Source organism: Thermomonas carbonis, assembly GCF_014396975.1.
Classification (GTDB): Bacteria; Pseudomonadota; Gammaproteobacteria; order Xanthomonadales; family Xanthomonadaceae; genus Thermomonas; species Thermomonas carbonis.
Genome location: NZ_CP060719.1, coordinates 3,176,894 through 3,203,863, shown reverse-complemented (window position 1 = coordinate 3,203,863; position 26,970 = coordinate 3,176,894). Strand labels below are relative to the sequence as shown.

Below are 26,970 nucleotides of genomic sequence, written 5' to 3'. Positions count from 1 at the left end.
CCCTGGACGCGCTGGCAGTGCCCAGCGATCCTTCGCAGCAGGCCCAGCTGCAACGTACCCGTGGGCGCCTGCTGCTGGCCGAGAACAAGCCGGCCGAAGCGCTGGTGCTGTACCAGCAACTGGCCAATGCGCCGGTGAACGGCGATGAAGGTTTCTACCGGGCGTGGGCGCTGGACGGCATCAGCAAGAGCGAGTCCGCCCTGGGCAACGAAGCCCAAGCCGCGCAGGCGCTGGACCAGGCGATCGACGTGTTCGACAAGGCCCGCGCCAAGTTCCGCAGCGACGAGTTCAAGATGGGCCTGTTCTCGGACCTGCAGGTGGTGTTCGAGCGGGCGATCGGCATGCACACCCGGCTCGGCCAGCCGGCCAAGGCCTTCGATGTCAGCGAGCGCAGCCGCGCCCGCGCGTTGCTGGACGCGGTGGCCGGTCGCGCCGAGATCGGCAATGGCGAGGCAGTCGCGCTGGACGCGGCGACCCTGCAGACGATGCTGCGCCCGGACGAAGTGGTGGTGGCCTACCACGCACTGCCGGACCGGCTGATGGCGTGGGTGCTGTCCAATGAGGGCGTGCGCGAGGCCACGTTGCCGGTGGCGGTCAAGCGCGCGGACCTGGCGCGGCTGGTGGATGCCTACCGCGATGCGCTGATCAACCTGAAGCCGGCCACCGACGTGGGCGACAAGATCGGCACGCTGCTGCTGGCCCCGCTCGAGATCCCGGCCGGCAAGCGGATCATCATCGTCCCGCACGGCCCGCTGCACTACCTGCCATTCCAGGCGCTGCGCCTGGACGGCCAGTACCTGATCGAACGCAATCCGATCAGCATCGCCCCGTCGATCAGCATCGCGGCGAAGCTGGCCGAGCGCACGCCGACGGTGGCCGCGCAGCTGGTGGCGTTCGGCAACCCGACGATCAACCCGGACGTGGCCGACCCGCTGCCCGGTGCCGAGCGCGAGGTGCATGAACTGTCGAAGCAGTTCCCGGGCGCGACGCTGTTCTTCAAGGACCAGGCGAACAAGAGCAACTTCACGGCCAGCGCGCCCAAGGCGCGGCTGCTGCACGTGGCCGCGCACGCGGTGGCGGATACCCTGGACCCGCTGCACAGCAAGGTGCTGCTGGCCGACGAGAACGGCCAGCCGAACTACCTGGAAGCCAAGGACGTGCTGGGCATGGACCTGAGCGGCACCGCGATGATCGCGCTGTCGGCCTGCGAGTCCGGGCTGGGCCGGGTCGAGGACGGCGACGAGGTGTTGGGCTTCACCCGCTCGTTCCTGTCGGCCGGGACCAGCACGCTGCTGGCCTCGCTGTGGCCGGTGTCGGATGCGGCCACGGAGACGTTGATGACCACGCTGTACGACGACCTGGCCAAGGGCGAGCAGGTGCAGGACGCGATGCGCGACGCGCAGCGCGCGGTGCTGGCCAACCCGGAGACCGCGCACCCGTTCTTCTGGGCCCCGTTCAACCTGATCGGCAACTGGCGCCTGACGGTGCAGAAGTGAGTACGTCGATGACCCATCGCGGAAGAGTTCCCATGCACACGCAGACCCCGCGGCGCAGGCCGCTGACGATGAACCTGCTGGCGCTGTCGCTGCTGGCCTGCGCGCCCTTCGGCTGGGCCGGCGAGGCAGCAGATGCCGATGACGCAGTGCCGATGCCGCAGGACACGCCCTCGGCCACGCCGCAGCAGGCACAGGCCCTGCCGGAGCCGCAGATGGCCGGCCAGGCCAGCTTCGTGCTGCAGGGCGTGCGCTTCGTTGGCGTGAGCGGGACGACCGATGTGCCGGAAGCGGAGCTGCAGGCGGCCGTGGCCGGCAAGATCGGCCAGTCGGTGACCTTCAGCGACCTGGAGCAACTGGCGGCCAAGGCCAGCGCGGTGTACCGCACGCATGGCTATGCGCTGGTGCAGGTGTTCGTGCCGGTGCAGGAAGTCACCGACGGGCAAGTCACCTTCAATGTCAGCGAAGGAGCACTGGGCAATGTCAGCATCGAGGTCGCCGAGGGCGCGCCGGTGCAGCAGGAGCGGGTCGCGAAGACGCTGGCGGTGCTGGAGCCGGGCAAGCCGCTGAACGGCCAGCGCTACGAGCGGGCGATGCTGCTGCTGTCGGACCTGCCGGGGATCAAGCCGCAGTCGGCGATCTCGGCCGGCGCGGTCAATGGCACCACCGACCTGACGGTGAAGGTGGGGCAGCGCGACCGCCTGCAGTTCGGGCTGGAGCTGGACAACTTCGGCAGCCGCGACTCGGGTCGGCACCGGATCACCGGCAGCCTGCGCTGGGCCAGCCCGTTCGAGCGCGGCGACAACCTGGACCTGCGGGTGATGCTGGCGCAGGGCATGCACACGGCGTTCGGTCGGCTGTCGTACGAGACCCCGGTGGGCTACACCGGCCTGCGCATCGGCGGCGGCCTCGCCCGGGTGCAGTACGAGTTGGGCGGCCCGTTCGCGGCGCTGGAACCGACCGGCGTGGGCAACGTGGCGGACGTGTCGTTCAGCTATCCGCTGATCCGCCAGCGCACCACGAACCTGTTCCTGCGCGGGGCGCTGGACAACAAGGACCTGACCGACCGCTTCGAGGCGGTGGGCTTCGAGTCGAGGAAGCGGATCCGCGGGCTCGGGATCGGGATTGCGCTGGAGAAGCGCGACACCTGGCTGGGCGGTGGTTACACCAGCCTGAACGCGCAGGTATACCGGGGCAGTCTGGATATCCGCGATGCGATGAGCGAGGCGTTCGACAAGCCGCCGTTCGGCTACGACACGGAAGGCAGCTTCGGCAAGCTGACGATGCAGTTCGCACGGCTGCAGTACGTGGCACCGAAGCTGAGCCTGTACCTGGGCGGCGGGTTGCAGCGGGCGAGCAAGAACCTGGACACCTACGAGAAGTTGTCGCTGGGCGGCCCGAAGGCGGTGCGCGCGTACGCGACCGGCGAGGTGCTGGCGGACGACGGCTGGCTGGGCACGGTGGAGTTGCGGTATGCGCTGAGGCCGGAGGCGTCGCTGTTCGCGTTCTATGACGCGGCGAAGGGCGACTTCTTCCACGACCCGCGGGCGGTGGACGTGGTGACCAGCCGCAGCTTGCGCGGGCATGGCGTGGGCTTCAACTGGAGCAAGCCGGGCCAGGTGACGATGAACCTGAGCGTGGCGTGGCGTGGGACGGGAGTTGGCCTGACGGATGGCGGCGATCGCAATCCGCGGGTGTATTGGTCGATCCAGAAGGCGTTCTGAGGAGCATGGCGATGCGCATGAAGAAGACGACACGGAAGCAGCTTCGGACGATCCGTCGCCGGCGTTTGGCGCTGGCGCTGGTGGGCGCGATGGCGATGCCGATGATGCCGGCGCTGGCGCAGAACATCCCGAACAGCGGCAGCGTGGTGAACGGCAGTGCCACGATCGGCCAGTCGGGCAACGAGATGACGGTGACGCAGACCACGAAGGGCGCGATCATCGACTGGGGCAGCTTCAACATCGGGGCTGGCTACGGGGTGACGTTCGACCAGCAGTTCGGCAACACGAGCGTGACCTTGAACCGGGTGGTCGGGTTCGGCTACTCGACGAGTGCGTCGTTCATCGACGGCACGCTGACCAGCAACGGCAACGTGTTCATCATCAACCCGGCGGGGATCACCTTCGGCAGTGGCGCACAGGTCAACGTCGGCGGCATCGTCGCCTCGACGCTCAACATGTCGAACGCGGATTTCCTGGCAGGGCTGACCTCGGGCCAGTACCGCTTCGTCGGCAATGGCAGCAGCGCCGGCGCGGTCTACAACTCCGGCCAGATCACCACGGCCGATGGCGGCACCGTCGGCCTGATCGGGTCCTACATCGAGAATTCCGGGACGATCACCGCCAATCTGGGCAGCGTGGTGTTCGGCGCGACCAATGACGTCACCCTGGATTTCTTCGGCGACGGCCTGACCCAGGTGACTGTATCGGGGAATGGGCTGGGCATCTCCGATTGCACGATCGACTGCACCGGTGGCATCACCAGCAGCGGCAACGTGTTCGCCGAGGGCGGACACATCGAGATGCGCAGCAACACCATGGATGGTGCATCGGCGGGCAATGCACTGTTCGTCGATCCGGCCAACGGCGGGCGTATCTGGATCAGCGGCAATGTGGTCGCGCGCACCATCGGGACCCGTGAGGGCTCCATCATCATCGATGCCGGCCAGGGCAATATCGACCTGGGCGGCGTGGACGGCCGCACGGGCAACGTCAGCGCGAACGCGAACAACGCAGGTGAAAACGCGGGCACCATCCAACTGAGCGGCAACCAGCTGTTCACCCACCTGTGCTACGGCACCGGTCCCACCGACCTGTGCGTGGCCAACAACCGCTTGGGGCTGGTGACCGCTTCCGCCTTCGGTGCGGGCGGCTCAGCCGGCGAGATTCAGATCGACGTCAATCGCCTGTATCACGGTGGCCTGCTGCAGGCCGTGGCGAACGACGGCTCGGGCGGGCTGATCGACATCACCGCCGACAACGCGGAGATCTACAACTGGGTCTTCGCCTACGGCAACAACGGCACTGGCGGCACCATCAACATCGATGCCAACAGCCTGCTGCTGTTCCGCGGCCAGCAGTCCTGGCTCGGCGGGCCGGGCACGGCCTACTGGAGCGCGTCCCTGCTGGCCTACGGCACCACCACCGGCGGCATGGTCAACATCGACGCCGGCAGCTTGGTCGTCACCGACCTGGGCAATGTCACGCCGGAGTTCCCGGACTTGGTGCCGGTCATCAACGTCACCGGCCAGTTGGGCGGCAATGGCGGCAGCATCACCATCAATGCCGGTTCCGCCAGCATCGACGACACCCTGTTCGCCGACGCCTCGGGCGAGGGAGCCGGCGGCAGCATCGACATCGATGCCGACAGCCTGTTCCTGGACGGTGGGCTGGTGTCCACCGGCGGGACCAGTGATGGCAGCGTCAGCACCACCACGACCGGCTCGCTGTTCCTGGGTGAAACCGCCTACATCGAGGCGGGCACGTGGCTGGTGCATGCGCCTTCCGTGGACATCATGTCCACAGATGATGCGGTTTCCGGTTACGGAGCCGTGCTGACCGATGATGCATTGAGCGCGACGCTGGATGGCGGCACCGTGATCCAGCTGTATGCCGATGCATCGCTGGCGTCCGGCGCTAGCGGCAACATCCACATCCACGAGGGCGTCGACATCGTGCACGCGACCGGCGATGCGGCAGCGCTCGATCTGCGCGCCACCGCGGGGATCTACGGCAGCGATTTCAGCATCACATCCACCGGCGGGCCGCTGGACCTGTCGTTCACGGCCAACGTCGCCGGCGACAATCCGAATGGTGGTTACCTGTCGTTCTTCACCATCGAGCTCGACAGCAATGGCGGCGACATCGACATGAGCGCCGATGGGCGCGGCGTGTATCTGGAATACAGCGGAATTTCCAGCGGCGCAGGCGACATCGCCATCTTCGGCAGCGGCGAAGAGAATGGCGTGTCGATCGGGGAGACCAGCCTGACCAGCACCGGAGGCGACATCTCCATCACCGCCGCGAGCGAGTTCGGCACCGGTGCGCGCCTGCATGACGTGAGCATCGCCAGCGGCGGTGGCGACATCGGCATCGACGGCGTTGGCGACGATGGCGTGTCGATCACGTATTCCGATATCGCCAGTGCGGACGGCACCATCATGATCGATGGCGATGGGGTCTTTTCGGGCGTTTATTTCCGCGGCAGTGACATCGCCAGTGGCGAGGGTGACATCGCCATCAGCGGCACCGCGTCACTGGAAGCCACCGGGTATTACCCGTTTGGCGTTGCACTGGCCGGAACCAGCGTCAGCAGCACCGGCGGGGACATCACGGTCGTGGGCGACGCCGTGGGCGGTTCGGGTTTGCAGCTATGGTCGGTTTACGACGAACAGACACAAACGTCTACCGTCACCAGCTTCACCACCGACAGCGGTGCCATCTCGCTGACCAGTACGGGATTGAGCGGATTGGGCCTTGGTGATGCCACGCTGACCACCGACAGCGGCGACATCAGCCTGACCGGGTATGCGCTGGACGAAGACGCCACCGCCGCCGTGTTCATCAGCAGCGGTGGACTGACCACGAACGGCGGAAACATCACCATCACCGGTCGTGGCGCTGCCACGGGCGTTTGGCTGTACGAGGGCGACATCGTCAGCAATGGCGGCGACATCAGCGTGCTTGGAGAAGGCGTTCTCTATGGCGTGCAGGTGTGGGAGAACCTGGTGTCGAGCGGCAGTGGCGATATCGATATCACGGGCGTGGCCTCCGGGGCCGGCGCTTTTGGCGTCAGCGTGCGCGATGCCGCACTCGCCAGCACGAGTGGCAGCATCACCGTCGACGGCAGCGCCGCGAACGGTTCAGGCATGTTTTTCGGTGGCACGGCCTACGGTCCCGGCAGCAGCGTGACCACCACCAGCGGTGCCATTAGCGTGATCAGCACGGGCTTGTCGGGCCTGAGCGTGGGCAGCGTGCCGTTCACCACGGACACCGGCGACATCACTCTGGAAGGCCATGCGCTGGGCAGCGGCTTCGGCGTGCAGGTCGGCTCCGGCGGGCTTGCCAGCAACGGCGGCGACATCACCATCATCGGCAGCAGCGTGGACGTGACCGGGGTGTGGGTGAATGGCGGTGACATCACCAGCAATGGCGGCGACATCACGATCCATGGCACCAGCACGAACATGGCCGGTACACAGGTGTCCGGTGCCGACATCACCAGTGGCGGTGGCGATATCGCGATCACCGGTGAAGGTGCCTCGACCGGCCTGATCCTGTCGGCGGTCGGTATCCACAGTGGGGTGGGCAGCATCAGCCTGATCGGAAGTGGTGGCGGTAGCGCCGGTTCCGGCGTTTCGCTCGGTCAGGGCAGCATGGTGTCCACGACCTCTGGCGATGTATCGATCAGTGCGGTCAGTGATTCCTATTACGCGGTGCTGATGAGTGGCGATGCCGAAATCGTCACCGCGTCCGGCGACATCGCGATCGAGGGTGAGGGTGCCGGTGGCGTGTGGATGTCCGATGGGGATGTGTCCAGCACCACGGGCGACATCTACGTCATCGGTTCAGGAACCGATCGCGCCGGTATTCGAATGGACGCAGATTCGAGCATCGATGGTGGCACTGGCCTGGTGAGTCTGGCCGCCAGCAACGACGGCAACGTCGACGCGATCATCCTGCGGGGCAGTATTGCCAGCACCACCGCGGTCAACCTGCGCGCGGTCGATGAGGCCGATACGATCCTGCTCGGCGCAGGCAACGGGTTCTCGCTGACCAGCGCCGAACTGGCATTGATCGATGCGCCGCTGCTGGTGATCGGCAGCGCCGAGCATGCAGGTGCGATCCGGGTGATGGAAGCGGTCGACTGGGACGACGACCTGACCCTGCAGAACCAGGGGGGTGATGGCGGTATCGACCTCCAGGCCGCTGTCGATGTTGGCGACAACATCCTCACGCTTGCCAGTGGCGGCGACATCGAGCAGACCTCGGCCGGTGCAATCACCGCGCACAGCCTGTTGGCGATCGCCAGTGGCGACGTGTCGCTGACTGCCGCACAGAACAACGTGGCGGCCACGAGTGTGGCCGGTTCGGCGGGGGGTGATTTCGCCTATGAAGACGTGGACGACCTTGCGATCGGCGAGGTGTCGTCATTCGGCTTCAGCCTGATCGACAACGCGGGTCTGACTTCGCTGTCGGCCACCGGTATCGAGGCCGAAGGCAACGTGCTGGTGGTGACCGCAAGCGGGAACCTCACCCTCGGCGCGGATGTCAGCGGCAGCAGCATCGACCTGGTGGCGGCCGACCTGTTCCTCAATCCTGCAGGCGCGTCACTGACCGCAAGCGAGTCCTGGCGGATTTTTGCGCGCACGCCGGAAGGCGAGGAGCGCGGCGGTCTGCAGGGCGATGGCCAGTTCGATGTGTTTGGTTGCTCGTTCGGACAGGAGAGTTGCGAGGGAATCGGCGAGGGCAACCAGTTCATCTACCAGGAGCAGCGCTTCCGGCAGTCGCCGATCGCACCGGAATCCGTTGCTGAATTGTTCGACGAAGAAGAACTGGATGGTTCGGTGACTGATCTGCTGCACGCGGCGATCTGCCCGGTGGCTGATGCGGCCGACCCGCTTCAGGCAGGAGCGAGCCGGGATGTACTGGGGAGGGAATGGCTGAAATCCCGTCATCGGCTGCGATTGAACAATTGCATCGACAGCAATAACGCGCCTGGATGCCGATTCTGAAGGCATTGTAGGCCGGATACGCGCAATGGCGAGGATTCCGGACACCGGATCCACGCCAAGATGGGCTATGCCTAATCGACAGTGGGCGATGTCCTGCACCGTTCCTAGACTCCGTTGAATCCGATACAGGCTTTCGCCTGTGTCCGTTCACGTCTGGGAGCACCCCGCATGCGTCGTACCGCGTCGTCCTCCGCCGGCTTTGCCGTTTTCCTGCTGGCGTTGTCGCTTGCCAGCCCCGTGGTGCAAGCCACTTGCGCGCCGTTGGGAGGAGCGTTGACGGCGTCTGCGGTTGCGGTTGCATCGCCCGTGCCGCAGTCGACGCCGCAATCGGCACCTGCAGCGCCTGCCGCCGCGGTCGATATGCAGTCGGAAGCGCGCCAGGCCTTGGCGGCGATCGGCCGGTTGGAGGATGCGGACACGGCGCTGTCGCTGGCGGCGGAAGGCGCGGCGCTGTACGAACGCGACGTGGTGAAGCTGGACGGGTATGCGTATTGCAGCCAGGCGGTGGAGCTGGCGGAGAAGGGCGAGTTCCGCGAGAGCACGCGGGCGGCGAGCAAGGCGCTGCACGTGGCGCTGCAGACCGGCAACACCGACCTGCTGGGCAAGGCGTATCGCGACCTGGCGATCGCGTTCAGCTACGCCGGCCAGCTGGAGCGGGCCGAACAGTTCGCGACCCTGTCGCTGAAGTACCCCGGGGTCGACCCGACCCAGGTCAACGGCCCCGGCAAGAAGGTGCTGGGCGATGTGCGCACGCGGCAGAAGCGCTTCGCCGAAGCCATCGCGCTGTACGACCAGGCGCGGACCGAGAGTTCGGACCGCTTCCGCCCGCTGGTGGATGCCTCGCTGGCCAATGCGCTGATCCTGTCCGGCGACCTGACCCGCGCGCGCAGCACCCTGGACGCGCTGGCAGTGCCCAGCGATCCTTCGCAGCAGGCCCAGCTGCAACGTACCCGTGGGCGCCTGCTGCTGGCCGAGAACAAGCCGGCCGAAGCGCTGGTGCTGTACCAGCAACTGGCCAATGCGCCGGTGAACGGCGATGAAGGTTTCTACCGGGCGTGGGCGCTGGACGGCATCAGCAAGAGCGAGTCCGCCCTGGGCAACGAAGCCCAAGCCGCGCAGGCGCTGGACCAGGCGATCGACGTGTTCGACAAGGCCCGCGCCAAGTTCCGCAGCGACGAGTTCAAGATGGGCCTGTTCTCGGACCTGCAGGTGGTGTTCGAGCGGGCGATCGGCATGCACACCCGGCTCGGCCAGCCGGCCAAGGCCTTCGATGTCAGCGAGCGCAGCCGCGCCCGCGCGTTGCTGGACGCGGTGGCCGGTCGCGCCGAGATCGGCAATGGCGAGGCAGTCGCGCTGGACGCGGCGACCCTGCAGACGATGCTGCGCCCGGACGAAGTGGTGGTGGCCTACCACGCACTGCCGGACCGGCTGATGGCGTGGGTGCTGTCCAATGAGGGCGTGCGCGAGGCCACGTTGCCGGTGGCGGTCAAGCGCGCGGACCTGGCGCGGCTGGTGGATGCCTACCGCGATGCGCTGATCAACCTGAAGCCGGCCACCGACGTGGGCGACAAGATCGGCACGCTGCTGCTGGCCCCGCTCGAGATCCCGGCCGGCAAGCGGATCATCATCGTCCCGCACGGCCCGCTGCACTACCTGCCATTCCAGGCGCTGCGCCTGGACGGCCAGTACCTGATCGAACGCAATCCGATCAGCATCGCCCCGTCGATCAGCATCGCGGCGAAGCTGGCCGAGCGCACGCCGACGGTGGCCGCGCAGCTGGTGGCGTTCGGCAACCCGACGATCAACCCGGACGTGGCCGACCCGCTGCCCGGTGCCGAGCGCGAGGTGCATGAACTGTCGAAGCAGTTCCCGGGCGCGACGCTGTTCTTCAAGGACCAGGCGAACAAGAGCAACTTCACGGCCAGCGCGCCCAAGGCGCGGCTGCTGCACGTGGCCGCGCACGCGGTGGCGGATACCCTGGACCCGCTGCACAGCAAGGTGCTGCTGGCCGACGAGAACGGCCAGCCGAACTACCTGGAAGCCAAGGACGTGCTGGGCATGGACCTGAGCGGCACCGCGATGATCGCGCTGTCGGCCTGCGAGTCCGGGCTGGGCCGGGTCGAGGACGGCGACGAGGTGTTGGGCTTCACCCGCTCGTTCCTGTCGGCCGGGACCAGCACGCTGCTGGCCTCGCTGTGGCCGGTGTCGGATGCGGCCACGGAGACGTTGATGACCACGCTGTACGACGACCTGGCCAAGGGCGAGCAGGTGCAGGACGCGATGCGCGACGCGCAGCGCGCGGTGCTGGCCAACCCGGAGACCGCGCACCCGTTCTTCTGGGCCCCGTTCAACCTGATCGGCAACTGGCGCCTGACGGTGCAGAAGTGAGTACGTCGATGACCCATCGCGGAAGAGTTCCCATGCACACGCAGACCCCGCGGCGCAGGCCGCTGACGATGAACCTGCTGGCGCTGTCGCTGCTGGCCTGCGCGCCCTTCGGCTGGGCCGGCGAGGCAGCAGATGCCGATGACGCAGTGCCGATGCCGCAGGACACGCCCTCGGCCACGCCGCAGCAGGCACAGGCCCTGCCGGAGCCGCAGATGGCCGGCCAGGCCAGCTTCGTGCTGCAGGGCGTGCGCTTCGTTGGCGTGAGCGGGACGACCGATGTGCCGGAAGCGGAGCTGCAGGCGGCCGTGGCCGGCAAGATCGGCCAGTCGGTGACCTTCAGCGACCTGGAGCAACTGGCGGCCAAGGCCAGCGCGGTGTACCGCACGCACGGCTATGCGCTGGTGCAGGTGTTCGTGCCGGTGCAGGAAGTCACCGACGGGCAAGTCACCTTCAATGTCAGCGAAGGATCACTGGGCAACGTCAGCATCGAGGTCGCCGAGGGCGCGCCGGTGCAGCAGGAGCGGGTAGCGAAGACGCTGGCGGTGCTGGAGCCGGGCAAGCCGCTGAACGGCCAGCGCTACGAGCGGGCGATGCTGCTGCTGTCGGACCTGCCGGGGATCAAGCCGCAGTCGGCGATCTCGGCCGGCGCGGTCAATGGCACCACCGACCTGACGGTGAAGGTGGGGCAGCGCGACCGCCTGCAGTTCGGGCTGGAGCTGGACAACTTCGGCAGCCGCGACTCGGGTCGGCACCGGATCACCGGCAGCCTGCGCTGGGCCAGCCCGTTCGAGCGCGGCGACAACCTGGACCTGCGGGTGATGCTGGCGCAGGGGATGCACACGGCGTTCGGGCGGCTGTCGTACGAGACCCCGGTGGGCTACACCGGCCTGCGCATCGGCGGCGGCCTCGCCCGGGTGCAGTACGAGTTGGGCGGCCCGTTCGCGGCGCTGGAACCGACCGGCGTGGGCAACGTGGCGGACGTGTCGTTCAGCTATCCGCTGATCCGCCAGCGCACCACGAACCTGTTCCTGCGCGGGGCGCTGGACAACAAGGACCTGACCGACCGCTTCGAGGCGGTGGGCTTCGAGTCGAGGAAGCGGATCCGCGGGCTCGGGATCGGGATTGCGCTGGAGAAGCGCGACACCTGGCTGGGCGGTGGTTACACCAGCCTGAACGCGCAGGTATACCGGGGCAGTCTGGATATCCGCGATGCGATGAGCGAGGCGTTCGACAAGCCGCCGTTCGGCTACGACACGGAAGGCAGCTTCGGCAAGCTGACGATGCAGTTCGCACGGCTGCAGTACGTGGCACCGAAGCTGAGCCTGTACCTGGGCGGCGGGTTGCAGCGGGCGAGCAAGAACCTGGACACCTACGAGAAGTTGTCGCTGGGCGGCCCGAAGGCGGTGCGCGCGTACGCGACCGGCGAGGTGCTGGCGGACGACGGCTGGCTGGGCACGGTGGAGTTGCGGTATGCGCTGAGGCCGGAGGCGTCGCTGTTCGCGTTCTATGACGCGGCGAAGGGCGACTTCTTCCACGACCCGCGGGCGGTGGACGTGGTGACCAGCCGCAGCTTGCGCGGGCATGGCGTGGGCTTCAACTGGAGCAAGCCGGGCCAGGTGACGATGAACCTGAGCGTGGCGTGGCGTGGGACGGGAGTTGGCCTGACGGATGGCGGCGATCGCAATCCGCGGGTGTATTGGTCGATCCAGAAGGCGTTCTGAGGAGCATGGCGATGCGCATGAAGAAGACGACACGGAAGCAGCTTCGGACGATCCGTCGCCGGCGTTTGGCGCTGGCGCTGGTGGGCGCGATGGCGATGCCGATGATGCCGGCGCTGGCGCAGAACATCCCGAACAGCGGCAGCGTGGTGAACGGCAGTGCCACGATCGGCCAGTCGGGCAACGAGATGACGGTGACGCAGACCACGAAGGGCGCGATCATCGACTGGGGCAGCTTCAACATCGGGGCTGGCTACGGGGTGACGTTCGACCAGCAGTTCGGCAACACGAGCGTGACCTTGAACCGGGTGGTCGGGTTCGGCTACTCGACGAGTGCGTCGTTCATCGACGGCACGCTGACCAGCAACGGCAACGTGTTCATCATCAACCCGGCGGGGATCACCTTCGGCAGTGGCGCACAGGTCAACGTCGGCGGCATCGTCGCCTCGACGCTGTGGATGAACTCGGGCGACTTCATCAATGGCCTGGCGACTGGGCAATACGTGTTCAGCGGTTTCAACGGCGACACCAGCACCTTCCACGAAGTGCGCAACGACGGCACGATCACCGCAGGTGCAGGCGGTGTCGGACTTGTCGGCCAGGGCATCCGCAACGGGGGGGCGATCACCAGCAATGGCGGCAACATCGTCGCGGGTGCGGGTACGCAAGTGACGCTGGACATGTTCGGTGACGGCCTGACTCAGGTCACCATCAATGTGCCGCCCACGGTGGATTCCGTGATTGCCCAGGAGAATGCCGGTTCGATGATCGCGGATGGCGGGCAGATCCTGCTGCGCACCGCTGCGACCACCGGTGGGACTGGTGGCGCGATTTATGCATCCGGCACGCTCCAGGCGCGGTCGATCGCCAACGTCAACGGGCGGGTCGAGCTCACCAGCATCGGCGGGCCGGTGATGGTAGGAGCCCTGGGCTTCTACGACGACGTGAGTTCGCCTTTCACCGCAGGCTTGATCGATGTGTCCGGCGGCCCGGGCCAAACCGGCGGATCGGTGCTGATCCAGGGCAATGGCGTGCAATTCGTCAACGACGATGCCACGCCCACCAATCCCACCGATCCGTTCTCGGTCGGCAGCATGATCAATGCCTCCGGCGACGCCGGTGGCGGCCAGGTGGAGATCCAGTCCAGCGACGGCGTGACCATGCTCGGGTTTTCGCGGATCATCGCGGATGCGGATGCCGGGACGGCCGGGCAAGTCAGCGTCGCCGCAGTCGGAAGCATCCTCATCCAGGGTGACATCAGTGCCACGACGAAGGTCGACGGCAACGGCGGCAGCGTGGGCCTGTTGTCCAGCACCGGCAACCTGTTCCTGATCGGCACGGTCTCCGCCACGGGTGCCAACAATGGCGGCTCGGTATTGATGTCGGCGATGAACGGCGGGCTTGCGATTGATGGCTTCGTCAGCGCCAATGGCGGCACCGGCAATGGCGGCCAGATCGCCGGCGTGGCCGAGACCATCGTCCTTACCGAAGATTCCGGAGCAAGTGCGGATGGCGGTGCCGGCGCCGGTGGCACGGTCGGGTTCCGCGCAACCAATGCGCTGGCGGCCTATGGCCTGCTGTCTGCGCATGGCAACACCGCCGGCGGCAGCATCATCACCGCGTCCGATGGCACTTTCGACTTCCGCGGGCTGTTGGTCGATGCCGGTGCCACCAATGGCACCGCGGGCAGCTGGTTGCTGTCGGCACCGTCGCTCACCGTGGTCAATGGCACCGACGTTGGCAGCGTCGCTGCACCGGAATTGGGCGACAGCGTGCAGGATGCCGAGATCAACTACGCCCTCCTGACCGGCACCAGCGTGGTGCTGCAGTCGGGTGACGATGCGTTCTTCGATGATGCGCAAATCGTCGCCAACAATGCATCGCCACTGACGTTCGCCGTGAATGCGGAAGGCGAAATTGCCGGCAACGCGTTCTCGATCACCAGTCTCGGCGGCACGCTGGACATGGTGTTCAACAGCAACGCTTCCGGTCTCAACACCGGCTTCTCGGGCATCACGTTCAGCAATGCAACGCTGGACAGCAATGGGGGCGACATCGCGATGTACGGCCAGTCGGATCCGTTGAACGGGACCGCCAGCGGCTACGACAGCGGCATTGAACTCACCGACAGCACCATCAGCACGGGCGGCGGCAGCCTGTCGTTGCGCGGCAGCACAACGGGCGACGACCCGGGCGAAGACGCTGCCGGCGTGCTGCTGGATGACACGGACATCGATACCGGTGGCGGTGCCATCGACATTTACGGCTTGGGCGTGGGCGACACCAGCGGCGTGGTTGCTCTGAGTTCGCTGCTCGATTCGGGTGGCGGCAACGTCATGATCGAAGGCGAAGGCGGCACCAACGATGGCGTGTTCTTTGATCTGAGCGAGATACTAGGGGGTGGCGGCAATATCACCATTACCGGCAATGGCGACGCCAGCGGCGTCGACTTCTACGGCGACCTGGACAGCGAAGGCGGCGATGTTTCCATCACCGGCACGGGCGGTGAATACGGCGTCTATGCCTTCATGGGCGGCGGGCTGCAAAGCGGCGGCGGCAACATCGTCGTGCGTGGCGAGGGCGGCACCGAAGCAGGGACGTCGTTCACCGGCGAAATCAACAGCGATGGCGGCGACATCGAGATCTACGGCGTCAGTACCGACGCGGAAGGCCTGACATTCAGGGGCGGTTTCCTGAACGGCATCGTCAGCGCGGGTGGGAGCATCGACCTGACCGGCTACGGCGTGACTGCCGGTGCGCTGCTGGTGGGCAGCGGCTATGGCAACAACAACATCGACAGCGGCGGTGGCCTGATCACGATCATCGGCACCGCGTCCGCCGCCGATGCCGTTGGCGTCGAGCTTTCCGATCTGGAGGTCATTGCCTGGGCGGGCGATGTCGTGATTGATGGCAGCGCCGCGGCCGGCATCGGCATCCTGTTTGAATACGGCGCGAGCGTTTCCACCACGACGGGCGCGATCGGCCTGTACGGCACCGGCGCGGACTTCGGCCTGGACATCGCCGACGGTGCGCTGGATACCGACAGCGGCGACATCACCCTGGACGGCACGGCGACTGCGGCGGATGCCGTGGCCGGCGTGCGCGTGACCGGCGCTGGCCTGGTCACCAATGGCGGCGACATCACGGTCACCGGAACGAGCGCAGGTGGCGTGGGTGTGCAACTGGGTGATGGCACTGCGTTTGCGATCGGCAGCGGCGGTGGTGCGATCACCATTGAAGGCACCGGCATCGACGCCGGTGTGCTGATGGATGGCAACCAGGTGGCGAGTGGCGGTGGTGCGGTGTCGATCACCGGTGCCGGCGCGGATGTCGGCGTCTCGCTGGATGGCAGCGATGTCGACAGTGCCGGCGGCGACATCGAGATCGATGGCACCGCAACCGCGGTGGACGGCGCGGGCGTGTCCCTGTACGACGTGCAATTGATCGGCGGTGCAGGCGACGTGATTGTCCGCGGTGCTGCGGCGGGCGGCATCGGCATCGAGTTCGGGTATGGCAGCGCCATCTCGACCACCACTGGCGCAATCGGCCTGTACGGCACGGGCGCGGACTTCGGCCTGGACATCACCGACGGCACGCTGGACACCGACAGCGGCGACATCACCCTGGAAGGCACGGCGACGGCCACAACGGCGACCGCCGGCGTGCGGGTGACCGGCGATGGCCTGATCACCAATGGCGGCGACATCAGAATCACCGGCACCAGCGCCGGCGGCGTTGGCGTGCAGATTGGCGACGGGGATGCGTTCGCAGACATCAGCAGCGGCGGCGGTGCGATCAGCATCGAGGGCACCGGCATCGACGCCGGCGTGCTGGTTCAGGGCAGCTCGGTCGAGAGCGATGGCGGTGCAATCGACATCCTCGGTACCGGCGCGGCGATTGGCGTGTTGCTGGACGGAAGCTTCGATAGCGATGGCGGCGTCATGACGGTGACCGGGACTGCGTCCGACCCGGGCGGCATCGGTGTGTCGCTGGACGATGCAGCGCTCGTTGGCGGTGCCGGCGACGTGACCGTGCGCGGCACTGCGACGGCGGGTGTCGGCGTGTTGCTGGCCAACGGCGCGGGCATCTCGACGACGACCGGCGCGATCGGCTTGTACGGCACTGGCGCGGACTTCGGCCTGGATATCACTGACGGCGCGCTGGATACGGACAGCGGCGATGTCATCCTGGAAGGCACCGCGACATCGGCGGCAGCGATTGCCGGCGTGCGCGTGACCGGCGATGGCCTGACCACCAATGGTGGCGACATCACCGTGACCGGCACCAGTGCCGGCGGCGTGGGCGTGCAACTGGGCGATGGCAGTGCATTTGCGATCGGCAGCGGCGGCGGCGCAATCACCATTGAAGGCACCGGCATCGATGCCGGTGTGTTGATGCAGGGCAATCAGGTTGCAAGTGCGGGTGGTGCGATCAGCATCCTCGGCAATGGCGCGGATGTCGGTGTTTCGCTGGATGGCAGCAATGTGGACAGCGCGGGCGGTGGCATCGACATCGACGGCACCGCATCCGCTGCGGGGGGCGCGGGTGTGTCGCTGTATGCGGCGCAACTCATCGGCGGCGCAGGTGACGTGAGTGTGACCGGCAGCGCGGTGGCCGGCATCGGCATCGCCATGGCCAACGGCAGCAGCATCAGCACCACGACCGGCGCGATCGGACTCTATGGCACCGGCGCGGACTTCGGCCTGGACATCACCGACGGTGCGCTGGATACCGACAGCGGCGACATCACCCTGGAAGGCACCGCCACGGCTGCAACGGCCATTGCCGGCGTGCGCGTGACCGGCGATGGCCTGGTCACCAATGGCGGCAACATCAGCGTCACCGGCACCAGTGCCGGGGGCGTGGGTGTGCAACTGGGCGATGGTGGCGCGTTCGCGATCGGCAGCGGCGGCGGTGCGATCAGCGTAATCGGAGCCGGTGCGAATACAGGCGTCCTGATGACCGAGAACGACGTCGCGAGCGATGGTGGCTCCATCACGATCGAGGGCGAGGGCGGGCTGCTTGGCGTGTCGCTTGCTGGCACGGATCTGGACAGCGCTGGCGGCACCATCGACATCACCGGCATGGCGTCTGGCTTGGCGGGAATGGGTGTGGGCCTGGTCAATGCGCAGATTTCGGCGGGGGCAGGAGATGTCTCGATTCTCGGCAATGCCGCCGGCGGCACGGGGCTCAGGTTCTTCGGAACATCCGCAGTCGCCACCAGCACGGGCGGCATCAGCCTGACCGGCATCGGCGCGGACTACGGCTTGCTGCTGGGCGGTGGCGAATTCACCACGGACAGCGGCCACATCGATCTGCGCGGCCGTGGAATTTCGGGGTTCTCGATCGGACTGGAAATCGGCGAGAACGTGTCCATCGCGACCAACGGTGGCGGCGTCGAGCTGAGCGGCGAAGGCGGGAGCGGAGGCGTGCGCCTCGGTGGTGGTTCAGTCGTGGATGCCGGCGACAGCTTGGTCGTGATCCGTGCAGGCAATGCCGGAAACGGAGACGCGATCGGCCTCGGCGGCATCATTCGCAGTGGCGTTGGAGTGAACCTGCGTCCCGGCGGTGTGGATCTGAATGGCGGACTGACCGAGCGTACCGGCGATGAAATCCTGATCGGTGGAACGGCGGGCTTCGCGTTGACGGACGACGAGCTCGGGCGGATTGAAACCCCCGAACTGATCATCGGCAGCAACCTGCATGCCGGTGCCATCCAGGTCATCGGCGGCGTCAGCCGCGATGGCAACCTGACCCTGCAGAACACCGGCGGTACTGGCGGCATCGACCTGCAGGCGGCACTCGATGTGGGCGATGGCACGCTGGCGCTGTCCACCGGCGGATCCATCATCCAGACCAGTGCAGGCGTCATCACCGCGCACAGCCTGCTCGCGCAGGCCGGTGGCGACGTGCTGCTGGCGACTGCGCTCAACGACGTGGCCGACACCACGCTGGCGGGCTTGGCCGGTGGCGATTTCGAGTTCCAGGACGCCAACACCCTGGCGATCGGCAGCGTGTCGGCGATCGGCTTCGATGCGTCTTCCGGGCAGTTGTCCAGCTTCGGTGCGACCGGCATCACGGCCGGTGGCGATGCGTTCGTGCGCAACCTGCAAGGCGATCTCACACTCAACGCCGGCGTGACCGCGACCAACATCGACCTGGTCACCGCGGGACGCTTGCAGAACGTGGCGGGTGCGAGCCTGGTGGCGAGCGGCGACTGGCGGGTGTGGGCCAATACCTGGGAGGGCGAAACCCGCGGCGGCCTGGCCGGCGACGGCAACCTGCCGAACCTCTACGGCTGCGCGTATCTCGGCACCTGCGGTGTCACCGTGACCAGCGGCGACAACCACTTCATCTACGTGCAACAGCCGATCGCGACGATCACCTTCGACAATGCCACCCGCGAGTACGGCCTGCCGAATCCCTTGTTCACCTTCAGCGTGACCGGCGCGATCCTGGGCGACACCGCCGCCAATGTGGCCGTCGGCAGTGCGAGTACCACGGCGACCATCGGCAGCGACGTCGGCCTCTATCCGATCCTCGGTAACTTCACCTCGGCCGCCGGCTACCAGATCCAGTTCGTGCCTGGCACGCTGGCGATCACCCCGGCCACCCTGCTGTTCACCGCCGATGGCGCGGTCCGTTACCTCGGCTTCCCGAATCCGGATTTCACCGGCACCGTCAGCGGTTTCCGCAACGGAGATACCGTGGCCAGCGTGTTCGGCGATACGGTGATCTGGTCGTCGCCGGCCGGGCCATTGTCGCCGATCGGGTTCTACCCGGTGATCGGCGGGACCAGCGCGAGAAACTACGTGTTCGCGCAGGCACCGGGCAACGCGACGGCCCTGCAGGTCATCCTGTTGCCGTCGGTGCCGGGCAGGCCGGTCAACTTCATTCGCGAGACCATCAACACCTACGTGTACGACCGCAACTTCGGCGGCGCGCCGGTGTGCGCGGTGAATGCCTCGATCGACGATACCGGCCTGGCGACGACCGGCGACGGACTCTCCACGGAATGGACCAGGGTGCGCTCGCGGCCGAACCTGACCAACTGCTTCGACAGCGAACGCGAGAACGGTTGCGGCAGCTTCTGACCGAGCCGTTGACCGGCGTCGCCGATCAGGCGGCGCCGGCCAGGGTGGTCACGCCGCGCTGGGCCAGAAGGGCGCGCAACTTGGCAGGTGCCAGCGGTCGCAACAGCACGCGTGCATGCATCCGTCCGGCGCGCTCGAAGATCTCGCTGCTCGCGGTAGCCGACAGGACGATGAGGATGGCGCGCGGATGTTGCCGGGCGATCGCCTCCAATGCCGCCCACGCTGGATCATCGGCAGCATCGATGGCGCAGACCACCGCATCGATCCCTTCCTTGATGCCCTGCAGGGGCTGCCCCAGGCGCTGGGCCGTGGCGAACATCGCGGCGTAACCCCAGGCCTGCAGCATCGCCGGCAGGGTTTCGGCGTCGGCTGGTACATCGGAAAGCACCCATGCCTGCGGCATGCGCTTGCCGGCGGTCGCGCGCGGCAGGTCGATGCGGAAGCAACTGCCGCCATGCAGTCGCGAGCGCAGTTCGACCCGGCCGCCGAGCAGGGCGGCCAGTCGCGAGACGATGGCCAGGCCCAGGCCGAAGCCCTTGCGATGGTCGCGCTCGGGATTGCCGACCTGGAAGAACTCGTCGAACACCCGCGGCTGGTGCACCGGCGCGATGCCGACACCGTTGTCGCGCACTTCGATGCGGATACGTTCGCCGCGCACCCGCGCCGCCAGCAGCACGCGGCCGCCGGTCGGGGTCGCGTTGATCGCATTGTCCAGCAGCCGGCCGAGCAGACCGGCCAGCAGTCCCGGGTCGGTGGTGACCGCCAGCGCCTGTGCATTCGCGTGCAGGGCGACGCCGGCCAGTTGCGCTCGCCCACGATGGGCGAGCAGCAGTTCGGCGAACAGATCCTGCAGGTCGCAGGCCACTGGTTGCGCCTGCAGGCTGTCGGCCTCGAGCTGGGAGAGCAGCAACAGGCCGTCGAGGATGTCGGCCATGGTCCGGATGCCGTCCTGCAGGCCCTCGATGTCGGCGGTTTGTGTTGCTTGCGCGTTGCGGCGCAGGCGGGCGAGGGCCAGATCCATCGCCTGCAGCGGTTGCCGCAGGTCGTGGTTGCTGGCGGCCAGGAAACGCTCCTTGGCGCGCTGCGCACCATCTGCCTGCTGCATCAGCCCGACCATCTCGGCGGATAGGTGCCTATACTGCGCGGCATGCGTTTCGCTGCCCGCCAACAGGCTGTCGTGGCGATGTCGCCAGGCGGCCAGGAGCGGGGCGAGTTCGGGCACTGCGGTCTGGTGGGGTGCCGCTGGTTCGGCATCCACCAGCGAAGCGAGGCGGATGGCTTCCCGCCGGGTGCGGCGCGATATCAGGATCCATGATGCAAGCGCGCCCGCCAGCCCGCCGCAGGCGGCGATGCCCGATGCCAGCAGCAGTTGCCGCATCGCTTCCATGGAACCCCCGGATTTCCGTTCAGGGTAGGCAGCGGCCGCGGCGGCGGCGATATCCCATCGGCGCTAGTCGGGATGCGGGCCGCACACGCCGGAACTAGGCCGAATGTGGTATCGAATCGTTGCCGCGTGCGGTGCAGACTTCCGGGAAAGGCCGGGCACTGGCCCGTGCATCCAATGCATTCCGGCCGCAAGGCCACCACGTTACTGAGGATGGGACGATGAGCATGACCAAATATCTCCGCACCGCCGTTGCGATCGCGGTGCTTGCCGCCTGCGGCAACGCGTTCGCGCAGGATCCGCAGAGTGCACCGTCGGTGGATTCGATCATCGACAGCCTGAAGTCGGACACACCGGCCTCTGAGCAGGGCCAGACCCGCGCCTTGCGTCCCGGTGCGGCCTCGATGGCCACCGCTCCGGCACCTGCGCCCGCGGCACCGGCCAAGCCGGCGTCGATCAACATGCAGATCAACTTCGAGTACAACTCGGCGGAGATCGCCGGCAGCTCCGAGAAGACCATGGCCACGCTGGCCAAGGCGCTTGCCTCGCCGCAGCTGGAAGGCCGCAAGTTCACCGTGATCGGCCACACCGACGCCAGTGGTTCGGCGGCCTACAACAAGGCCCTGTCCGACCGTCGCGCCGCTGCGGTGCGCCGCTACCTGATGGACAACGGCGTCGCCTCGGCGCGCCTGCGTGCGGTCGGCAAGGGCGAGAGCCAACTGCTGAACGCGGATGATCCGGATGCCGGCGAGAATCGCCGCGTCGAGATCCAGGCCACCGGCGGCTGATAAAACCCCATGCTTCCTGCCGCTCGCGTCAGCGATAACCACGTCTGTCCGATGTGGTCCGGCGTGGTCCCCCACGTTGGCGGCCCGGTGATTCCACCGTGTGCACCCACGGTGCTCATCGGCTTCCTGCCCGCTGCGCGCGTGACGGACATGCTGGTCTGTGCGGGCGGTCCGGACACGATCGTCAGTGGTTCGGCGACAGTGCTCATCAATGGATTGATGGCTGCGCGCATGAGTGACCTGACTGCGCATGGCGGGGTCATCGTGATGGGGTGCCCCACGGTTCTGATCGGTGGGCCGGCACCTCCGGCGCCACCACCGCCACCGCCACCGCCAGCCGACATGACTCCTGACGAGATCGCGTTCATGCAGGCGGGCAACTCACCCGAAGATCTGGAAAGGCGAAGGGCAGAGGAAGGTTGACTACCCCTCAAGGGTAGTCAAGGAAAAAGCCGGCCTCTGGCCGGCTTTTTCCTTGAGGTGTCCATGTCGAAGCGGTGGCTCGCGCCGTCGCATGGTTCTGCTGATGTCAGCCGAACAGGTTGCCCAGTGAGTCAGCCGCATTGCCCATCGCATCGATCGCGCCGGCAGCAGCCGACTGTGCGGCGCTGGCTGCGCTGGAGGCGGCTTCGGCTGCGGCACCCGCGGCGTCAGCCATGGCGGTCTGGGCGCTGGCGATCGCGCCTTGTGCAGCTTCGCCCGCCTCTTGCGCGGCTTGTTGGGCAGCGGCTTGCGCCTGCGCAACTTGCTGGGAGGCACTGTCCAGGGCCTGCTGGGCCTGTTCGGCGGCCTGCTGCACCTGCGCAGCGCCTTGTTGCGCCTGTTGCACGACTTGCTGTGCCTGCGCCGCAGCGCCCTTGGCGGCGTCAATGGCCGGTTGCACGGCTTCGTCGATTTGCTGGGCGACCTGATCGGCAACCCCTTCGGCTTGTTCCTGCACGGAATCCACCGCGGACATGGCGTCGTCGATGACCCCTTGCGCGGCCTGCTGCGCTTGATCCTTGACGTCGTTGACTGCGTCCTTGGCCTGCGCGATGGCGCTCTTCGCGGTGTCGCGCACGGTCTGTTGCGCCTGTTGAACGGTGTCCTTGACGGTGTTCAACGCATCCCTGGCGGCATCCGTGGCAGTGGCTTGCGCATCGTCCAGCGCGGCCATCGCATCGTCCATCGCCTCCATGGCCTGGTCGGCCAATGCATCGGCCTGGTCCAGCATGCCGTTCGCCTGGTCCAGCAGCGGACCGGCCACGCCGTTGAGCGCCCCGACTGCGTTGGCCAGGGCATTGTTGGCCTGGGCCGCGCGCCGTGCCAATTCGTTCTGCAGGGCGCGCACGTACGGGCAATCGGACGCAGGGAAGTCGATCGGCAGATCGGGGAAGCTCGTGGGCAAAGAGCCGAGCGCGGAACCGATCTGGCCCAGCACGTCACGCGCCTGGTCCAGCACTTCGTTGCGCGCGGTCTGCAGCACATCGGTGGCGGCATTGCGCAATTGGTTCTGCGCCTGGTCGATGGCGGTATTGGCGACATCCAGTGCGGTGTCCAGCCCGTTCTCGACCAATGCCATTGCATTGTCGACATAGCCCATCGCGTCGTCGATGGCGGACTGCGCGGCGTCCTCGGCGCTCTGCATCGCGTCGTCCAAGGCCTGCGAGGCGGTTTCCAGCGCACCTTCGGCAATCGCCCTGGCCTGGCTCTTGGCATCGTTGACCGCGTTCTTCGCCTGGGCGAGCAAGGCCTGTGCCGGATTCGGCGGCAGGTCCTGGACCTGCTGCAACATCTGGTCTGCCTGCGCGAGGACGCCCTGTACCTGGTTCAGGCCCTCCTGCGCGGCGCTCATCGCCGACTTGGCCTGGCCTATCGCGCCCTGTGCGGCAGCACCGGCCTGTGCAGCCGCGTTTTCGGCGGCCTGTTGCGCTTGTGCAACGGCTCCATTCGCTGCGCCGGCTGCGGCCGTGGTGGCATTCGACACCGCCGTCTGCGCCTCGGCGATCGCACCTTGCGCCGCCGCTCCCGCCTGTTGGGTTGCTTCCTGCGCGGCTTGCTGCGCCTGCTGCACGGCCTGCGCTGCGGCAGCGCCGATTTCGGACAGGCCTTCGGTCAGTGATTCGAACATGTCAGCCTCCGTGTGAGCGGCGGTAATCGCTGTAGGCCGACGCGGTCCACATCTCGATGAGCAGGGCGCGATCGATCTGCGGGCTGCTGCGGTCGGCCAGAATGCCGATGATCGAGGGGTCGCCGGCCACGCGGTCGTTGCCGAACAGCGAGCAGGCAAGGGCATAGGACGCGACCGCCCGCTGGCTCTTCAGTCCGGCCTTGCGGCAATGGGCAATGACGGCGTCCAACTGTGCATCCAGCTGGTCCAGTTGCAACGGTGCCTTCCCCCCAGGTGCTGGTTGAGGAAGTCGGCCAGGTTGTTGCGAAGTTGCACTTCGCCGATCGCGGCCATCTGTTTGCGCTTGATTGCGAGCACATGGACTCCTTAGGCGGCCGTGGACAGCGGCAGGGCCTGTGGTTCGGGCCGGCCATCGCGTGCGAAGAACAGCACGCTGTCGGGGTTGCGGCTTTCGACGTAGGCGCCGTGGATCGGGCCGAAGAATTCCTTGCGCGCAGGCGCGTCCAGTACCGGGATGACGGTACGGAACGCGCGTGGATCGTAGAAGCGGAACAGCATGCTGCTGCCGTCCGGTGCACGCACCCGCAACACCCGGCGCAGGTGCGCGCGCACGGTGCGCAGGTCGAGCCCGGCATCGGTCACCAGGACGATGCCCCAATGGCCGTTCCAGCCATCGCGCAGGGCCATCTGGGTGACCGGCGTGTCCGGATCCAGCTTCACCAGCCAGGGCGCGGCGGCGCTGAGCATGGGATCCAGCGCGCCTTCGAACAAGCATGCGGCGTCGGGGGCGACTTGCGCGAGCCGGGCGGGAAGGTCGTCGATCATGGCCCCATCCATGACCGCATAGACCGCCCGGGCAGGTTGCCCGAAGACCATTCTGTGCAGCGACTCGTACTGGCCTTGCGGGATCACCTGGTCCTGTCTCCAAGCGTTCATCGGCAACGCCGACGACGTCGGCAGGCGCTGGAGGCGCACGCACGGCGTCGAAGACACTGACTTGGGTGATGAAGGTGCTCCATCCCCATGCCACTGGGTTTACGCAGGCAGGCACTGAAACAGGTCATGCCATCAACGCCTGGTAGGCGGCGCGAGCAGCGAGGCACTCGGCGCAGAAGGGTTGACCCTCGCGTGCGGCATTGCGCAACGCCTGCGCCTGCAATTGCTGGACGGGGTCGGTGACCTTGCCGGGATCGACCTTGATCGCTTCTTCGGGTTCCTTGGCTTTCTCGGGCTTGCCGGGTGCGTTCGCCGACATCGCGCTCCCGCCGGAGTTGATCATTACCATCGTGCCGGAAATGGCGACGCCGGCAGGGCCGATGTTGATGAAGTTGCCGCCGACCTTGAGGCTAAGCGACAGTCCGGCCTCCACGACGACGTTCATCCCGCCCTTGAGGTGCAGGTTCATCGAGCTCGCGCCCAGCAGATCCTGCCCGGCGGACAGGTTCATGCCCCCGCTGGATTCCATCAGGACGCCGCCGTCGACTTTCAGGTGGTCGTCTTTCCTGACATACGCCAGGCGCTTTCCGTCGACGGTCTTGTGGTCGTCGAGCACCGTCTTTTCGTAACGGTTCTCGTTGACCAGGACATGCACGTCCTTGCCGACGAATGTGGTCGACTTTTCCTTGACCCGATGCTGCAGGTCTTTCTGCGCATGCAGGAAGACTTCCTCGGAGCCCTTCTTGTCCTCGAAACGCAGTTCGTTGAAGCCGCCGCCGCCCTTCGACGACAACGTCTTGATGGTGGACTTGGTGGCATCTGCGGGCAGTGCATACGGCGGTTTGTTGATGCCGTTGTAGACGCAGCCGACGGCGATCGGCCTGTCCGGATCCCCTTCGAGGAAGTCGACCACGACTTCCATGCCGATGCGCGGGATGAACATCGTCCCGTAGCCGTTGCCGGCCCACATCTGCGCCACGCGGATCCAGCACGAGGCCTTGTCGTCCGGCTTGTCGGTGCTGCGGCCGGACACCTTGCGGTCCCAGGGGAAGCGCACCTTGATCCGGCCGAGATCGTCGGTGTAGATCTCCTCGCCGGGCGGGCCGACCACGATCGCGGTCTGCGGACCCCGCACTTGTCCCTTGCGGGTCGTCAAGGGAGCGCGATAGACCGTCTGGTGCGGTTGCAGTGTGAACTTGTTGCCGTAGTCGCCACCACCGTTCCCGCCGGCGGTGAGATTGTTGCGGCCGTGGTGCCAGACCGACAGCAGCAGGTACTCGACATTGAACGTGTCGAACGGATGATCGTAGAGGGTGAATGTATGGCCCGGGGCCAGCGTGCGGATCTGGCTGTCGCCGCGGAAGCGCAGGTGGCTGGCTTCCTCGGCTTCCATGATCACCTTGGACAGGTGCTTGCCGGTGCTTGCGTCTGCAGCGCCGCTTGGCGCCACGAAGCCGCCCGGATACTGGTAGCGTTCCAGTCCGTGGTCGCTGCCGATGTCGAGTACGGTCGGAGTGTTCTCGCTGACCGATCCGCGCTTCTTGTAGTCCCAGTCCTGCAGGGTCACCTTGCGCGTGCGCATCTGCTCGTTGCGGGCCAGGGTGCGGATCGCGTCGAAATCTTCCGCGTGGCCGTCGTGGTGGAACGGCAGCTCGTCCGGATCCAGCGCGGGGTTACTGTCCTTGTTGTCGGTGAAGACCAGGATATGCGTCGACCCGCCGCTGTCTTCGTTGTGGCGGAAGTAGTAGTGGATGCCCTCGCGCTCGATCAGGCGCGAGATGAAGTCGAAGGTGCTCTCGTTGTACTGCGTGCAGTACTCGAGCTCCGGATGATCTTCGGTCAGTTCCAGCTTGAAATCGCTGTACGCGAATTCGCCGAAGATGGTCTCGATGATGTCCGGCACCGAGAGGTTCTGGAAAATCCGGCAATCCTCGTGCTGGGTGAGCATCCAGAACCACGGCACGATGTCGCATTCGTAGGTATAGAGGTCGCCCTCGCCATCGGGAGACGGGGCCCGGCCGGTCTGCGCGAAGCGCGAGACATAACCGTTCCAGTGGCGCTCGCCGGCCATGTGCCGGCTGTCCCAGGTTTCGATGCGCAGGATCGCCCACTTGCCGATGATCCGCACCGGATCGATGTCGTCGCGCTCCGACAGCAGGCGCAGGCGGAACTCGAACAATTCCGAGACCGCCTCGCGGCCGGACATTTCCTCGATCAACAGATCGTCTTCCCCGTATTCCTGCAGGGTGAGGAAGTACATCCGGTTGCTGGTGGAAAGACTGGCGGGCATGAGTGGATGCCTGGAGGCGTGTTGCTATCGTCG

General features: G+C 66.7%; 12 protein-coding genes and 1 pseudogene. 8 read left to right on the top strand and 5 right to left on the bottom strand.

All coding sequences use genetic code 11. The features are described 5' to 3' along the window. The first annotated feature begins 293 nt into the window (after positions 1 to 293). The 6 genes from H9L16_RS16285 (at position 294) to H9L16_RS14780 (ending at position 19,429) form a co-directional block, all read left to right on the top strand. Entirely contained in the window at positions 294 to 1,496 is a 1,203-nt protein-coding gene (locus tag H9L16_RS16285) for a CHAT domain-containing protein (RefSeq protein ID WP_325065078.1), read from the top strand. A gap of 32 nt (positions 1,497 to 1,528) precedes the next feature. After that, complete coding sequence (locus tag H9L16_RS14800; protein ID WP_187552409.1) at positions 1,529 to 3,217, top strand: ShlB/FhaC/HecB family hemolysin secretion/activation protein; 1,689 nt, start codon at positions 1,529 to 1,531, stop codon at positions 3,215 to 3,217. Positions 3,218 to 3,234: 17 nt separating this feature from the next. Then, positions 3,235 to 8,229: a beta strand repeat-containing protein gene (locus tag H9L16_RS14795; protein WP_187552408.1), complete on the top strand. Its 4,995-nt coding sequence runs from the start codon at positions 3,235 to 3,237 to the stop codon at positions 8,227 to 8,229. Between the two features lie 168 nt (positions 8,230 to 8,397). Then, entirely contained in the window at positions 8,398 to 10,617 is a 2,220-nt protein-coding gene (locus tag H9L16_RS14790; RefSeq protein WP_223158154.1) for a CHAT domain-containing protein, read from the top strand. Between the two features lie 32 nt (positions 10,618 to 10,649). After that, a complete protein-coding gene (locus tag H9L16_RS14785) occupies positions 10,650 to 12,338 on the top strand; it encodes a ShlB/FhaC/HecB family hemolysin secretion/activation protein (RefSeq protein ID WP_187552407.1) in 1,689 nt (562 codons plus the stop codon). 17 nt (positions 12,339 to 12,355) lie between these two features. Further along, on the top strand, positions 12,356 to 19,429 hold the full coding sequence (locus H9L16_RS14780; protein WP_187552406.1) for a two-partner secretion domain-containing protein: 7,074 nt from the start codon (positions 12,356 to 12,358) through the stop codon (positions 19,427 to 19,429). Positions 19,430 to 19,454: 25 nt separating this feature from the next. Here the strand turns inward: H9L16_RS14780 and H9L16_RS14775 are convergent, their stop codons facing one another. Further along, entirely contained in the window at positions 19,455 to 20,816 is a 1,362-nt protein-coding gene (locus H9L16_RS14775) for an ATP-binding protein (protein ID WP_187552405.1), read from the bottom strand. A 224-nt stretch (positions 20,817 to 21,040) separates the two neighbouring features. Here H9L16_RS14775 and H9L16_RS14770 point away from each other — a divergent pair, with 224 nt between their 5' ends. Further along, a complete protein-coding gene (locus H9L16_RS14770) occupies positions 21,041 to 21,601 on the top strand; it encodes an OmpA family protein (protein WP_187552404.1) in 561 nt (186 codons plus the stop codon). Positions 21,602 to 21,610: 9 nt separating this feature from the next. Continuing rightward, positions 21,611 to 21,895 (top strand): annotated as a pseudogene (locus H9L16_RS14765) (PAAR domain-containing protein); the annotation flags it as partial. A gap of 235 nt (positions 21,896 to 22,130) precedes the next feature. Here the strand turns inward: H9L16_RS14765 and H9L16_RS14760 are convergent. The 4 genes from H9L16_RS14760 to H9L16_RS14745 form a co-directional block, all read right to left on the bottom strand. Beyond that, positions 22,131 to 23,711 carry a hypothetical protein gene (locus H9L16_RS14760; protein WP_187552402.1) on the bottom strand — a complete coding sequence of 527 codons (1,581 nt, stop codon included), beginning with the start codon at positions 23,709 to 23,711 and terminating at the stop codon, positions 22,131 to 22,133. Position 23,712: 1 nt separating this feature from the next. After that, positions 23,713 to 23,967, bottom strand: a complete 255-nt coding sequence (locus tag H9L16_RS14755; RefSeq protein ID WP_187552401.1) for a hypothetical protein — start codon at positions 23,965 to 23,967, stop codon at positions 23,713 to 23,715. A 110-nt stretch (positions 23,968 to 24,077) separates the two neighbouring features. Continuing rightward, positions 24,078 to 24,536, bottom strand: coding sequence for a DUF4123 domain-containing protein (locus tag H9L16_RS14750; protein WP_187552400.1), 459 nt, complete (start codon positions 24,534 to 24,536; stop codon positions 24,078 to 24,080). Between the two features lie 235 nt (positions 24,537 to 24,771). Beyond that, entirely contained in the window at positions 24,772 to 26,937 is a 2,166-nt protein-coding gene (locus H9L16_RS14745) for a type VI secretion system Vgr family protein (RefSeq protein WP_187552399.1), read from the bottom strand. Between the last annotated feature and the right edge of the window lie 33 nt (positions 26,938 to 26,970).

Excerpts from the sequence above, each read along its gene's own strand:
- H9L16_RS16285 (WP_325065078.1), top strand. The coding sequence starts at position 294 with ATGGGCCTGTTCTCGGACCTGCAGGTGGTGTTCGAGCGGGCGATCGGC.
- H9L16_RS14800 (WP_187552409.1), top strand. The coding sequence starts at position 1,529 with ATGCACACGCAGACCCCGCGGCGCAGGCCGCTGACGATGAACCTGCTG.
- H9L16_RS14795 (WP_187552408.1), top strand. The coding sequence starts at position 3,235 with ATGAAGAAGACGACACGGAAGCAGCTTCGGACGATCCGTCGCCGGCGT.
- H9L16_RS14790 (WP_223158154.1), top strand. The coding sequence starts at position 8,398 with ATGCGTCGTACCGCGTCGTCCTCCGCCGGCTTTGCCGTTTTCCTGCTG.
- H9L16_RS14785 (WP_187552407.1), top strand. The coding sequence starts at position 10,650 with ATGCACACGCAGACCCCGCGGCGCAGGCCGCTGACGATGAACCTGCTG.
- H9L16_RS14780 (WP_187552406.1), top strand. The coding sequence starts at position 12,356 with ATGAAGAAGACGACACGGAAGCAGCTTCGGACGATCCGTCGCCGGCGT.
- H9L16_RS14775 (WP_187552405.1), bottom strand. The coding sequence starts at position 20,816 with ATGGAAGCGATGCGGCAACTGCTGCTGGCATCGGGCATCGCCGCCTGC.
- H9L16_RS14770 (WP_187552404.1), top strand. The coding sequence starts at position 21,041 with ATGACCAAATATCTCCGCACCGCCGTTGCGATCGCGGTGCTTGCCGCC.
- H9L16_RS14760 (WP_187552402.1), bottom strand. The coding sequence starts at position 23,711 with ATGTTCGAATCACTGACCGAAGGCCTGTCCGAAATCGGCGCTGCCGCA.
- H9L16_RS14750 (WP_187552400.1), bottom strand. The coding sequence starts at position 24,536 with ATGATCGACGACCTTCCCGCCCGGCTCGCGCAAGTCGCCCCCGACGCC.
- H9L16_RS14745 (WP_187552399.1), bottom strand. The coding sequence starts at position 26,937 with ATGCCCGCCAGTCTTTCCACCAGCAACCGGATGTACTTCCTCACCCTG.